The 13,652-nt window shown below is 73.9% G+C and carries 10 protein-coding genes; 7 read left to right on the top strand and 3 right to left on the bottom strand.

Annotated features, from left to right (window positions below; translation table 11 throughout):
* Positions 1 to 319: 319 nt before the first annotated feature.
* Complete coding sequence (locus AC060L_RS21675; protein WP_483800495.1) at positions 320 to 1,027, bottom strand: response regulator; 708 nt, start codon at positions 1,025 to 1,027, stop codon at positions 320 to 322.
* A gap of 81 nt (positions 1,028 to 1,108) precedes the next feature.
* Complete coding sequence (locus tag AC060L_RS21680) at positions 1,109 to 2,458, bottom strand: sensor histidine kinase (protein WP_483800496.1); 1,350 nt, start codon at positions 2,456 to 2,458, stop codon at positions 1,109 to 1,111.
* Between the two features lie 261 nt (positions 2,459 to 2,719).
* Here AC060L_RS21680 and AC060L_RS21685 point away from each other — a divergent pair, with 261 nt between their 5' ends.
* The 5 genes from AC060L_RS21685 to AC060L_RS21705 all read left to right on the top strand — a co-directional run bounded on the left by AC060L_RS21685 (position 2,720) and on the right by AC060L_RS21705 (position 8,089).
* Entirely contained in the window at positions 2,720 to 3,085 is a 366-nt protein-coding gene (locus AC060L_RS21685; RefSeq protein ID WP_483800497.1) for a WXG100 family type VII secretion target, read from the top strand.
* A gap of 58 nt (positions 3,086 to 3,143) precedes the next feature.
* Positions 3,144 to 3,458, top strand: coding sequence for a WXG100 family type VII secretion target (locus AC060L_RS21690; RefSeq protein ID WP_483800498.1), 315 nt, complete (start codon positions 3,144 to 3,146; stop codon positions 3,456 to 3,458).
* Positions 3,459 to 3,496: 38 nt separating this feature from the next.
* A complete protein-coding gene (locus AC060L_RS21695) occupies positions 3,497 to 4,843 on the top strand; it encodes an EsaB/YukD family protein (RefSeq protein ID WP_483800499.1) in 1,347 nt (448 codons plus the stop codon).
* 133 nt (positions 4,844 to 4,976) lie between these two features.
* Entirely contained in the window at positions 4,977 to 7,667 is a 2,691-nt protein-coding gene (locus AC060L_RS21700) for a right-handed parallel beta-helix repeat-containing protein (protein WP_483800500.1), read from the top strand.
* A 98-nt stretch (positions 7,668 to 7,765) separates the two neighbouring features.
* Positions 7,766 to 8,089, top strand: a complete 324-nt coding sequence (locus AC060L_RS21705) for a WXG100 family type VII secretion target (RefSeq protein WP_483800501.1) — start codon at positions 7,766 to 7,768, stop codon at positions 8,087 to 8,089.
* Between the two features lie 22 nt (positions 8,090 to 8,111).
* Here AC060L_RS21705 and AC060L_RS21710 read toward each other — a convergent pair whose 3' ends face one another.
* Positions 8,112 to 8,732: a hypothetical protein gene (locus AC060L_RS21710; RefSeq protein WP_483800502.1), complete on the bottom strand. Its 621-nt coding sequence runs from the start codon at positions 8,730 to 8,732 to the stop codon at positions 8,112 to 8,114.
* Positions 8,733 to 8,936: 204 nt separating this feature from the next.
* On the opposite strand from AC060L_RS21710, the gene AC060L_RS21715 reads away from it, so the two are divergent.
* Positions 8,937 to 9,392 (top strand): WXG100 family type VII secretion target, encoded by a 456-nt coding sequence (locus tag AC060L_RS21715; RefSeq protein WP_483800503.1) that lies wholly within the window; start codon positions 8,937 to 8,939, stop codon positions 9,390 to 9,392.
* Between the two features lie 116 nt (positions 9,393 to 9,508).
* A complete protein-coding gene (eccCa, locus tag AC060L_RS21720) occupies positions 9,509 to 13,636 on the top strand; it encodes a type VII secretion protein EccCa (protein ID WP_483800520.1) in 4,128 nt (1,375 codons plus the stop codon).
* Positions 13,637 to 13,652: the final 16 nt, after the last annotated feature.

The raw sequence follows: 13,652 nt of genomic DNA on the forward strand, positions 1-13,652 counted from the left end.
TAGCAGTGGCCTCCGTCCGGCGACAACGACCTTGACCGCGCACCGATCGAGTGCCGCTGCCATCGCCGATGTCACCGCTCGTGTTCGCGTGCGCCGCTGCTTGCCAGGAGGCTGCCGCAGCGGTATGCCGACGGCCGCACGGACGAGTCGGCCGAGGTCGCGCGGGCCCGGTGCGGGTCCGGGAGGGGCCCGGGAACTGCCTGCGGACAGTGAGCGGGAGCAGAGTTTTCAGGGGACGGCCGGGAAATCCCTGATTAGCGGGACCAGGTCGCGGTCCGGACAACCGGGTTCAGCGAGCGCATCGAGCAGCGGTGCGCGGCTACCGGTGCGGTCCGCGCTTTTCCGGGGGACGCCCGCTGGGCGTCGCCGTGCCGGCCGCGTCCAGGCCGGCGTCCCGGGCCAGCAGGGCGGCCTGGACGCGGTTGTCGCAGTCCAGCTTGGCGAGGATCCGGCTGACGTAGGTCTTCACCGTGGCTTCGCTCATGCTCAGGCGGGCGCCCAGTCCGGCGTTGGAGAGTCCTTCGCCGAGCAGCCGCAGGACCTCCAGCTCGCGTTCGCCCAGCCCCTCCAGCTTGCGGCAGGCCGCCAGCTGCCGGGCGGGGGCGCGGTCGGCGGCGAGGGTGTCCAGGACGTGGCGGGCGGCGCTGGGGGAGAGGAACGCCTGACCGGCCGCGGTGGCCCGGACGGCCTGGATCAGCTCGTTCGGAGCGGTGTCCTTCAGCAGGAAGCCGGCACCGCCCGCGGTCACGGCCTGCAGTACGTTCTCCCGCTGACCGAAGGTGGTCAGTACCAGGGCGCGCGTGGTGGGTGCGGCCTGCCGGAGTTCGCCGAGTGCGGTGAGGCCGTCGGCGTGCGGCATCTGGATGTCCAGCAGCGCCACGTCCGGCCGGTGACGCCGGGCCAGTTCGACCGCTTGTCGGCCGTCCGCCGCCTCGGCGACCACCTCGATGTCGTCCGCCGAGGTGAGGATGGTGCGGATGCCGACCCGGATGAGCGGCTCGTCGTCGGCGATGAGGACGCGGATCACCAAGGGGCTCCTTCGGCGGGTGGTGCGGGTCGGCGGCACCCGATCACTCTGGCATGCGCCCCGCCCGGAGCCGCACCGGGCTCAGGCCGCCAGGAGCAGAGCCGCCATCAGGAGCGCGACGACGGTGACCGCGACCGTCAGGGGCAGCAGCCATGGGAAGGCCGTCAGCCGCCGCGACGGCGCGCCCGCCGGAGCGTCCCCGGGCAACGGTGGTCCGGCAAGGGCCGGGTTGTCGTCCGCCCCCGCGCCGGCCTTCCGGCCGCAGCTCACCTCGTAGGGGAGCACGCCCGCCACCCGGAAGCCGCCGTCCGGGAGCGGACCGGCGTGCACCATCCCGTCCGCCAGCCGGGCCCGCTCCCGCAGTCCGGCCAGCCCCTGCCCGCCGCTGACCGGCGCGGCACAAGGCCCGCCGTCCGGTGCGGTGTTGACCACCTCGACGACCAGCGCGTCCGGGTCGTAGTGCAGCGTCACCTCGACGGCCGCACCGGGAGCGTGCTTGTGCGTGTTGGTCAGCGCCTCCTGCACGATGCGGTACGCGGCATGTCCGCTCACCGCGGCCAGGTCGCGCACCGCACCGGTGCGCCGGAGCACCACCTCGCCCCCTGCCTGCCGGCTGGCGCCCACCAGACCCTCGATCTCGGCGACGCCGCCGGTGGCCGCGGCCTCACCCTCCTCGCGCAGCACCCCGACCACCTGCCGCAGCTCCTCCAGAGCGGCCACGGCCGTGCGGCGCACGGAGTCGACGGCCTCCCGGTGCTCGCCGCCGAGCGTGCGGTCCGTCTCCAGGGCCCCGGCCTGCACCGCGAGCAGGGTCAGCCGATGGCCGAGGCTGTCGTGCATGTCCTGCGCGATCCGGTGCCGCTCGCGCAGCCGGGCCTGTCCGGCCACCATGGTGCGCTCGCGCTGCAACTGATCGTGCCGTTCCTCGAAGACGTCCCGCAGCGAGCGGCGTTGCGCCCGGTGGCGCGCGAACAGGGCCGGCAGTGCCACCAGCCCGAAGTACTGCGTCACGGCGAACAGCACGATGTCGCTCGCCGGCCCCGTCTCCCCCAGCCACCACCACCGGACGACCAGCATGGCGACGAACGCCCCGGCGAACGCGGCCACCGACCCCCGGCCCCGCCGCAGCAGACGCCCCGCCGACCATGCGGCACACACCGGGACCAGGGCGAATCCCCCGGCCACGGTGACGCAGGCCGACGACATCACCAGCACCATGCCGGGCAGACCGCGGCGCAGCAGGTACAGCCCCGCTGCGGCGAGGGCGGCGACCAGGGCCTGCGCCAGCCACGCCCCACCGACGATCAGCGCCAGGAGGGTCGCCACACCGAGCGCCAGCGCACCGAGCACCTCGGTCCACCACATCCGGTTCGTCCAGGGTCCGGGCAGCGCACGGCGCACGATCAGGGCCCCCACTGATTTCACGTTCATCGCCCGCAAGCGTAGGGCGGTCCCCACGGACGCGGCGTCCCCGATGGTCGTCCGCCGGCAACGACTTTCGACGGTCGTCCTGCTCAGCCGGTCGTCCTGCCCGAGCGGCTGTCCTGCCCAGCCGGTCGTACCGTGGGCGTTCCGCGTCCTTCCGTGGTTCAGAAGCTGCTCATTCGCTGCTCAGCCGGGTCCATGACGCCCGTTCCGGGGTCACGGCGGTGTTGACTGCACGGGTGTCCAGCGAGAGGGACGGATCCCACCATGGCTGACCAGCCTTCTGTGAGTGTCGGCGGCGTGACCTACCGGGTCACCCCGGAGTACCTGGCCAACGCCTCGAACAACACCGCGTCCACGGCGGCCGAGATCTCCGGGGAGTTGAGCGAGCTGAAGGCGTACGTCACCAGCCTGGAGGCGAGCTGGCAGGGCATCGCCCACAACCAGTTCCAGACGCTGATGGCCGAGTACGACATCTACGCGCGGATGCTGAACGACGCCCTGGAGGGCATCTCCAAGGGGTTGCAGGGCAACTACGTCAACTACAAGGACTCCGAGCAGCAGAACGTCAACAACCTGGCCGCGCTCGGCGATGACGTGCCCAAGCTCCCGACGGGCACCGACTTCTCCTGACAGCAGCCTCTTTCTCTGCTTTCTCCGCCCATCGCGGCGCACTCACCAGGAGCGATTCATGGCCGATGTCGACAGCACGCCGATCTACGTGGGCGAAGGGCTCGCCGCGGCGGGCGGCTGGCTGAACGCCAGGGCCGGCAAGATCTCCGGCGACCTCCAGGCCCTCAGGTCCCAGCTGGCCCCGCTGGCGGATGCCTGGCGCGAGAGCCAGGCCGCCACCTACTACCAGGACATGCAGAACGAGTGGGACCTGGCGGCCGACGGCCTGTTCGGGCCCGACGGGGTGCTCGGCCGCATCGCCCAGGCCATGCACGTGAACTGGAACAACTACAGCGACGCCGAGTGGTCGAACATCTCCACCTGGCGGCACTGACCGTCACCGACTGACCTACACCACCGAAGGATTCGTTCGTGCCCGATGAACGCTGCCGGGTCACCGTGGTCGGTGAACGCAGGCGCGTCGACCTCGCGCTTCCGGCGCAGGTACCGATTGCCGAGTACGCCCCTCGACTCGCCGCCCTGTGCGGCCAGCCCGAGTCCGAGGCGATGCCTCCCGTCTGGTCGCTGGCCGAGTCCGGGGGCGCCCCCCTGGCACTCGGCGACTCGCTGGCCGGCGCGGGCATCGTGGACGGTGCCACGCTCTACCTGCGCGACCACCGGGACGGCGAGTGGGGCGGGTTGACCGTCACCGACCTGGACGAACAGGTCACCGCGGCGCGTGCCGACAGTGCCCTGTGGAGCGCCCGCCGCCGCGCGCAGATGGTGCTGGTGGCCGGCCTGCTGGTGACCGTCGCCGCCGCGGGATGGCTCGGGGTGCACCGGACGGCCGGGCCGGCCGTGCCGCTCTTCGCGTTCGCCGCGCTGGCCTCGGCGCTGCTCGCCCGGTACGCGACCCGCAAGAACTGGCCGCTGCCGGGCGGTGTCCGCCAGATCCTGGCGCTGACGGCCTGTCCGCTGCTGGCCTGCGCGGGACTGGGCGCACCGCTGCACGGGCCGGTGGCCACCCCGGTGCTGGTCGCGGTCACTGCCGCGCTCGGTTCGCTCGCCGGGACGGTGGCGCTGCCGGCGCCCTCCACCGTCGTCCTCCAACTGGTCACCGCGGTATCGGCGTTGTGCGTGGTGCCGCTGACCGTGCTGCACGCGGGCCGCACCGGCTCGGCCGCCGTGCTGGCCGTGGTGCTGTATCTGGCGGGCGGCCTGCTGCCCCGGGTGGCCGGCCAGATCGCGGTGCTCGTCCCCACCGGACCGGACACCGGCGCGCCGGCCCTGGACAGTGCGGACGTGGGCGCCGTGGTGCGCCGCAGCAACGCGCTGCTCATCCTGCTCAGCGTGCTGACCGCGACGGTGCTCACCGGTGCGCTGCTGGTCCTGAGCGCCTCCCGTGGAGCGTTCGCGCTCGCTCTGGTCGCCGTGGTGGGCGTCGGGCTGCTGCTCCAGGCGGGCTCGGTGCGGGTGACGGCCGCCGTGCTGCCGCAACTGGCCGCCGGCGTGGCCGGTTTGCTGGCGCTGGCGATCCGGCTGCCCGAGTACCTCTGCCACTCCCACGCCGCCGGTCCGCTCGCGGCCTTCGCAGCCGGGCTGGTCTTGGTCGCCTGCGGTCTGTTCCTCGCCTTCGGCGCCGCGCTGAGCCCCGTCGAGCAGGAGCGCCCCAGCTGGCCGTCGGCGGTGGCCACCTTCCTCGCGGTCGTCGCTCTGCCGCTGGCCGCCGGGGTCTTCGGCCTCTTCGGCTGGCTGGCCAACCTGGGGAGCAGTCTGTGACCGGGCGCCGCGGGCCGGCCCGGGCCACGGCCGGGGGCTCACGGTGAAGGCGGCCGCGCAGCGGGTGGCGCCCGGCAGTTGGGGGGCGCACCGCACTATCGGCGCGGCGGTGCGGGGAGCCCGGCCGGGCGCCGTGATCACCGTCCAGGCCGGCACCTACACCGAGAGCGTCGTGCTCGACAAGGACGTCAGCCTGGTCGCCAAGGGCGAGGTGCGGCTGGTCGCCGCGCGGGGCCCGGCCCTGACCGTGCACGCCGGCCGCGCCGAACTGCGCGGCTTCGTCCTGTCCGCCACCGAGCCCCGCGGGGTGGCCGTGCTGCTGCGCGGCGGCGAACCGGTGCTGCGGGACTGCGAGATCACCGGCGGCCGCGTCGAGGTCGCCGGAGCGGCGGCACCGCTGCTGACCGGCTGCTCAGTGCGGCAGGCGGAGGGCGCGGCCCTGTGGCTCACGGGCACCAGCCGCACGACGCTGGAGGGCCTGACCGTCGGCGGCTGTGCCGGGGACGGACTGGCGGTCGGCGACGAGGCGCGGGCCGAGGTGACCGACGCGCTGCTGGACGGAGTGACCGGGCGCGGCGTCTTCCTGACCGCCGGTGCCCACGCGACCCTGACCCGCTGCGAGATCCGCGGCAGCGGTGCTGCCGCGGTCGTCGCGGAGGGCCACGCGGGTGCGGTGCTGCGCGAGTGCCGGCTGCACGAGACCGGCGGCCAGGGCGTCTGGCTGCGTGGCACGGCCGGCCGCCGCGCGGGCTCGGACGGCGACCCGGCGCGGGAGAGTGGGCGGGCGCGGGAGACGGACCGGGTGGGGGAGAGTGTTTGCACCCAGGGCGTGCGGCTGCGCGGTTGCGAGATCTTCCGCACCGCCGGGGCCGGAGTGCTGGCGGACGGCGGCAGCTCCGTCCTGCTGGACGACTGCCACGTGCACCACACCTCCGGCGCCGCGGTGCTGGTCACCGATCGGGCCGCCGCGGAGCTGACGACGGTGCGGGCGGTCGACTGCGAGGACACCGCGCTGGTGGTCAGCGGCTCGGGCACGGTCGTCGCGCACGACTCCACCTTCGCCCGCGCCGCCGCCAACGGACTGTACGCGGTCGGTGAGGCCGAGGTGTCGCTGGTCGGCTGCACCGTGCGCGACACCGCCTACAGCGCCCTGCACCTGGGCGGCGGAGCCCGCGCGCGGGTGCGCGGCTGCACCGTCGCCGACAGCTCCGAGTACGGCATGCGGGTGACCGAGCGGGCCGAACTGCTCGCGGACGACTGCGAGGTGACCGGCGCCGAGCTGGCCGGGGTGTGCGTGGAGGGCGGTGACGCGGCGGTGCGCGGCTGCCGGATCAGCGGCACCCGGGAGGGCGTACGGCTGCGCACCTCGCACCGTCCGCTGCTGGCCGACTGCGAGATCACCGGCACCGCGGAGACCGGGGTGCGGATCGGCCGGGACACCGGCGCCCGGCTGGAGAACGTGACGGTCACCGGCAGCGGCACCGCCGGCCTCCTGCTGGAGGAGGGCAGTACGGCGGTGGTGGACGGCGGCGCGATCCGCGAACCGGCCGGCAGCGGCGTCGTCGTCCGCGCCGGAGCCCGGCCCCGGATGCGCGGCACCACGGTCGCGTCGGCCGCCAAGAACGGGCTGTTCGTCGAGGAGGGCGGCGAAGGCCGTTACGAGGACTGCCGGTTCACCGGGAGCCGTTTCCCCGCGATCTACGCGGGAGCCCGCTCCCGCGTCCTGCTGCGCCGCTGCACCGTGGACGGGACCGAGCAGGACCTGCTGCGGGACGAGGAGGCGGAGGTGACGGCCGAGGACTGCCGCGTGGAGGGCGTGTCCGAGCCGGTGCTGCCCACGTTGGCGCCCGCTGCTGGACGGGCGGGGCGGACCGCCGTGCCCGCCGTCGCGCGCGCCGCGGGTCCGGCCAGCGGGGCGGACGGCGGCGGTGCGCGCGATCGGAACGGGTCCACCGATGCCGACCGCGCCGACGCCGACCGAGCCGATGCCGAACTTGCCGATCTGCATGCCGAGTTGGAGCGTCTCGTCGGTCTCGACGGGGTCAAGCGCGACGTGCTGACCCTCACGAAGCTGATGCAGATGGTCAAGGTCCGGCAGAACGCGGGGCTCTCACCGCCGCCGCTCAGCCGCCATCTGGTCTTCGCCGGCAACCCCGGCACCGGCAAGACCACGGTCGCCCGGCTCTACGGCGGCTTCCTGGCCGCCCTCGGCCTGCTCGGCCGCGGTCACCTGGTGGAGGCGGACCGGGGCGACCTGGTCGGCGAGTACGTCGGGCACACCGCACCGAAGACCACCGCCGTCTTCCGCCGCGCACTGGGCGGGGTGCTCTTCATCGACGAGGCGTACGCGCTGGTGCCGCAGGGACAGCCGACGGACTTCGGCGCGGAGGCCGTCTCGACGCTGGTGAAACTGATGGAGGACCACCGTGACGAAGTGGTCGTCATCGTGGCGGGCTACCCGGGTGAGATGAGCCGGCTGCTGGAGTCCAACGCGGGCCTGGCCTCCCGCTTCACCCGCACCCTCCACTTCGAGGACTACTCCTCGGCGGAACTGGTGCGCATCGTGCGGCACCAGGCCGACAGCCATGAGTACACCCTCGCGCCCGAGACCGCCGAGGCACTGCACGGCCACTTCGAGACCCTGCCGCGCGGCGAGCAGTTCGGCAACGGGCGCAGCGCCCGGCAGGTGTTCCAGCTGATGACGGAACGGCACGCCCAGCGGGTGGCCGAGCTGGGCCTGAGCGCCGCGGAGTTGGCCGCGGCGGATCCGGTCCTGCTCACCACGCTGCTGCCCGCGGACCTCCCGCTGGGGGAGGCGCGGTGACCGCCGGCGGCGCGGAACAAGGCGACCGTGCCGACCGCGCGGCGGGATCGGACTCGGGATTTGGACTTCGGACCCGGTGAAAGGCAGGTGACCCGCGGATGGCGGATCAACCGACCACGGAGCAGTGGCTCGCCGACCTCGCGGCCCTGAACGACGCGATCGGCGCGGTCAAACGCGATGCCGCGTCGATCTCCGCGACCATGGCCTCGATCGATGCCAGGATGAACGAGGTCGGCACCCACTGGGCCAGCCCGTCCTACGCCACGTTCGACGAGATCAGGGCCTGGTTCCGGACGGCGCAGCACGACCTGGAGCACCTGCTCCAGGACATCGTCTCGCGGATGACCACCAGCTACCGGAACTACCACAACGCCGAGACCGCCAACGTCGGCAATCTCAGCGATGGGCAGCGGCATGCCTGAGGCGGGAACCGCGGCGGACGGTTCAGCGCGCGGCGGGCGGGTCCGGGAAGCGGGACATCCGGTCGGTGTGCGCGTAGACCTGGCCGGAGTGGTTGATCAGTGCGATGTACTCGCCCAGCTTTTCCAGCGCCATGCCCACCTGGAGCAGCGCCCGCTCCATCGCCGGGTTCATGTCGGCGGCGAACTGCGCCCCGGCCGGTGCGAACGGGTTGTCCTTGCCGGCAACCCAGACGTAGCCGTCGTGGTTCTGCTGGTTCGAGTAGTGGCCCTGCGACTTCGCGCCCTGGCCGAAGACGGTGTCCTTCTTCGCCATGACCTCGGCGCGGACCCCCTCGTAGGCGGCCACGGCGGCGCGGCTCTCGGCGAGCATCGACCTCTCCGTGGTGCGCATGGCGCTCAGGTCGATCCGCAGGTCCCCGGACGGGTCGGCGGCGCTGCTCTGGCCGCCGCCGCCGGACTGGATGTCCTTCGGGTCGTCGTTGAAGGACGGCGGCTCGCCCCAGGCGACCCGGTCGGTCGGCACCAGGGCGCCGAGGTCCTTGCCGCGGTCCGGCCCGGGCTTGTCATCGCCCCCCCGGTCATTGCCCCCCTGGTCGGCGGGCAGCGGCGTCGTGTCGTACTGCGACGTGATCGGGTCGGTCACGGTGTCTCCCTCGGAATGCTCGCGCCGGCCCGGTGGTCCGCCGGCCGGGCGGGGCGGTGGGCGGGGCGATGGGCGGGGGGCGGCCGCCCCACGGAACCCCTGCCAGGTTTATCACTTATGTGAGGAATTGTCAGTCCGCCCGCGGAGCCTCGTGGTCCGCGACAACACCCCGCGTCCTCGCGGGACTTCCGAGAAAGGTGCGTCATGGCTGACAGCGGCCAGGCCGACTACGACGTCTCCGTCATCGACGTCTCCCCGAGCGGGATGCACACCACCGCCACCCAGCTGACCAGCCTTGCGCAGGAGCTCTCCGCGAGCCTCGAACGCATCGGCACCACGCTCGGCGGGCTGCGGGTCTCCTGGCAGGGCCAGGCCGCCTCGGCGGCGGACGAGGTGGCCCAGGACTGGCTGCGGGTGACCACCGAACTGTTCGGCACCCAGGCGGACCCGGGCAAGGGCGTCCTGCCCACGCTCGCCGACGGCGTCGGCATGGCCTCCGGCAACTTCACCACGGCCGAGGACGGCGTCGCCAAGCTGTTCTCGGACTTCCGCAACGCCCTTTCCTCGGGCGGCGGCGAGGGCGATCCGCCCAAGGACACCCCGCCCGAGGAGGTCACCGACACCGACAAGACGGCGGTCACCATGACCTTCCCCCACTGACCGCCACCCGCGCCGTCCGCCCGCGCTGTCCGTCTGCGCCGCCCGCCCCGTCCGCCCGTCAGCCCCGTCAGTAGGCAGCCCCCGTGAGTCGCATACCGTTCCACCGCCCCGTCCGCATGACGCCCCCGCCGGTGCCGGAGGGCAGGACGACCTTGGCCAACCCGCCGCAACGTCCACAACAGCAAGGAGTGGCAGGCCTGTTGACGCTCCTGCTGCCGCTGTTGTCCAGCGTCGGCATGGCCGCCTACATGGTCGCCTACGGCAAGGCGTGGATGACCCTGTTCGGCATCGCCTTCGCCGTGGTGTCGTTCGGCATCACCATCGGCGTGCGCATGCAGCTGCGCGGCAGCCGGCGGCGCAACCAGTACCGGCAGCGCGAGCGCTACTCGGAGTACCTGGCAGGCGTCCGCAAGCAGACGCTGCGCGACGGCGCCGCCCAGCGCGCGGCGGACGCCTGGCGCCACCCGCACCCCGACCGGCTGCTGGCCATCGCCACCCGTCGCCGCCGGGTGTGGGAACGGCGTCCCGGTGACCCGGACTTCCTGCACCTGCGCCTGGGCACCGGTGCGGTGCCGTCCGCGCACGGGCTGCGGCTGCCGGTCCGGAACGACCCGACCGCCGAGGTGGACACCCGCTCGCAGCACGCCGCGGCCGAACTCGTCCGCACCCACGGCACCGTCGAGGGCCAGGCCGCGTGGCTGGACCTGTGCGGCGCCGGGGTCGTCAGCCTGCTGGGCCCGCGCCGGCGCACCCGCGAGGCGGCCCAATCGCTGCTGCTCCAGCTGTCGGTGCTGCACGCACCGGACGACGTGCGCGTCGCCGTGGTCACCGGCGGCGACTGCGCCTGGGACTGGGTGAAGTGGCTGCCGCACGCCCAGCAGCCGGAGCAGGAGGTGCAGCGGCGCGAGCAGGAGCTCGTCCCGCTGCTGGCCGACGACCTGGCCGGGCTCCAGGACCACCTGCGGAGCACGCTGGACCAAGCCCTCGCCGCGCGTGCCGAGCACGGCATCCGCATGGTCACCCAGCGCGGCGGCGGCTCGCGTCGTCACCTGGTCGTCTTCCTCGACCACTACGACCCCCAGGCGCCCTGGACCCGTTCGGCGCTGCTGGCCGAGCTGCTCACCGAGGCCGGGCCGGACCTCGGACTGCACGTGGTGTGCCTGGTCGAGGAGGAGGGCTCCGAACCGGGCCGGGTGGACGTGCGCGCCCGCGTTGACGCGCGCGGCGGCCTCGTCCTGGAAGGCCGCACGCCCGAACTGCACGCGCCGGTCGACAAGGCCGTCGCCGACGAGACGGAGCCCGCCGTCCGGGAGGCCGCCGCCCGCGCGCTGGCCCCGCTGCGCCTGTCCGGGGAGCGTGACCAGGTGCTCTCCGAGCACGTCTCCCTCGCCGGCATGCTCGGTTTCCCCGACATCGCGGCCTTCGACCCGGCCTCCTCCCGGCGCGCCCCGGACCAGAAGGACCTGCTGAGCGTCCCGATCGGGGTGACCGGCACCGGCGAACCGCTCTGCCTGGACCTCAAGGAGTCGGCGCAGGGCGGCATCGGCCCGCACGGCCTGGTCGTCGGTGCGACCGGCTCCGGCAAGAGCGAACTGCTGCGCACCCTGGTCACCGGCCTGGCCATGGTGCACGCGCCCGAGCACCTGGCCTTCGTCCTGGTCGACTTCAAGGGCGGCGCCACCTTCGCGGGCGTCACCGAACTGCCGCACGTCTCCGGCCTGATCACCAACCTCGCGGACGACCTCGCACTGGTCGACCGGGTGCGGCAGGCCCTCCAGGGCGAACAGCAGCGCCGCCAGCGGATGCTGCGCGAGGCCGGCAACGTCGACTCGGTGCGCGAGTACCAGCTGCGCCAGAGCGCCGGGGGCACCGATGTGCACGGCAAGGCGCTGGAGCCGCTGCCCTACCTGTTGATCGTCGTCGACGAGTTCGGCGAACTCCTCTCCCAGCGACCCGACTTCATCGACCTGTTCGTGCAGATCGGCCGGGTCGGCCGCTCCCTGGGCATGCACCTGCTGCTGGCCACCCAGCGGCTGGAGGAGGGCCGGCTGCGCGGCCTGGAGTCGCACCTGTCCTACCGGATCTGCCTGCGCACCTTCAGCGCCGCCGAGTCGCGCGCGGTCATCGGCACCCCCGACGCCTACACGCTGCCCGCCATCCCCGGGTCCGCCTACCTCAAGGTGGACGAGTCGGTCTACGAGCGCTTCCGCGTCGCCCACGTCTCGGCGCCCTACCGCGGGCATGACGCCGCGGGGCCGGGTGCCGCCGTGGAACCGGTGCCCTACGCCGTGTACGGCGACCTCGCCCCACTCGGCCCCGAGGAGGGCGAGCCGGCCGGCTGGGAGTGGGACCCGGACGCGGGCGCCACCGAGCTCCGGATCGCCGTCGAGTGCCTGCTGAACAAGGACGCCCCGGGACACCAGGTGTGGCTGCCGCCGCTGCCGCCGCACTTCCCGCTCGACGCGCTGGTCGGCGAGCCCGAGACCGACCCGGACCTGGGCCTGCGCTGCGCCCAGTGGCCCTTCGCGGGCGAGCTGAAGTTCCCCGTCGGTGTCCTGGACGTGCCCACCCGCCAGGAGCAGCGCCCCCTGGTGCTGGACCTGGCCGGACGGCAGGGGCACCTGGCCCTGGTCGGGGCGCCGCAGAGCGGCAAGTCCACCCTCCTGCGCACCGCGATGCTCAGCGCCATGCTCACCCACACCCCCGACGAGGTGCAGTTCTACGCCGTCGACATGGGCGGTGGCTCGCTGGACGGGCTGGCCGACGCACCGCACGTGGCCGGCGTCGCCGGGCGCCGCGACGAGGAACGGGTGGGCCGGGTGCTGGCCGAGGTCGGCCGCCTGGTCACCACGCGCGAGGAGATGTTCCGGGACCTGCGGATCGGGTCCGCCGCGGACCTGCGCACCCGGCGCGCCCGGGGCGAGCTGCCCGAAGGCGTGCGCGCGGCGGACATCGTGCTCGCCGTCGACAACCTGGCGGCCCTGCACGCCGCGCACGACACCGCGGTGGAGACCCTCACCGAGATCGCCACTCGCGGCCTCGGCGTCGGCGTCCACCTGTGGCTGACCGCCAACCGCTGGGCGGAGATCCGCGTCAACCTGCGCGACAACATCCCCGGCCGCCTCGAACTGCGCCTCAACGACCCGTCGGAGTCCGAGATCAACCGCCCGGCCGCCCGCGGACTGGGGCAGAGCCTGCCCGGGCGCGGACTCGCCTCGCCCGGGCTCACCTACCAGGTCGCGCTGCCCCGGCTCGACGGCGCGGACGGCGCGGACGGCGCGGACCGTGCGGATGGCGCGGACGGCCTGGACGGCATGGAAGGGCTCGCGGACGCCGAGCAGGCCCTGGTGCGCCGGATCGCCGAGAGCTGGCGGAAGGCGGCGGCCCCGGCGCTGCGCGTGCTGCCGGAGCGGATCACCGTCCGCGAACTGGCGGCCGCCGCCGAGCCGTCCCCGACCGCCCGCTGGGAGGGCCACGGACCGGGCATCGGCGAGCGCGAGGTCCCCATCGGGCTGCGCGAGTCCGACCTGCGCACCGTCGGCCTCGATCTCACGTCCGGCGCCCCGCACTTCACCGTCTTCGGTGACTCCGGCTCCGGCAAGACGGCCTTCCTGCGCAGCTGGATGCGCGGCCTGGCCGCCCGGCACTCCGCGCGCGAGGTGCGGTTCATGGTCGTCGACTACCGGCACAGCCTGCTGGACGTGGTGCCCGAGGAGTACCTGGGCGCCCGCGGTGGCAACGCCGGCCTGGTGGCCGGACAGGCGCAGGCCCTCGCCGAGACCCTGCGCTCACGGTTCCCCCCGGCCGACCTCACCGCCGCCCAGCTCGCCGAGCGCGGCTGGTGGCAGGGCCCGGAGCTCTACGTCGTGGCCGACGACTACGACCTCGCCTCCGGCGGCATGGCGCACGGCCCGCTCGCCGCCCTGGCCGAGTTCATCCCGCAGGCCGACGAGCTGGGCTTCCACCTGGTGCTGGCCCGCCGTGTCGGTGGCGCCGGCCGCGCCCTGATGAGCGACCCGCTGCTCAGCAAGCTCAAGGAGATCGGCACCGACGGCCTGTTGCTCTCCGGCGACCACCGCGAAGGCGCCCTGATCGGCGAGCAGCGAGCCCGCCGGCGCAAGCCCGGCCGGGGTCTGCTGGTACGGCGCAGCGCCGAACCGACGCTCGTGCAGGTCGCGTTGGACGAGCGCGACGCGCCCCCGGACGCCCTCGTACCCGTCCACACCGCCGACACCCGAGCCTAAGCAGCACAGCGCCAGG

This window comes from Kitasatospora sp. NEAU-69, from assembly GCF_057158765.1.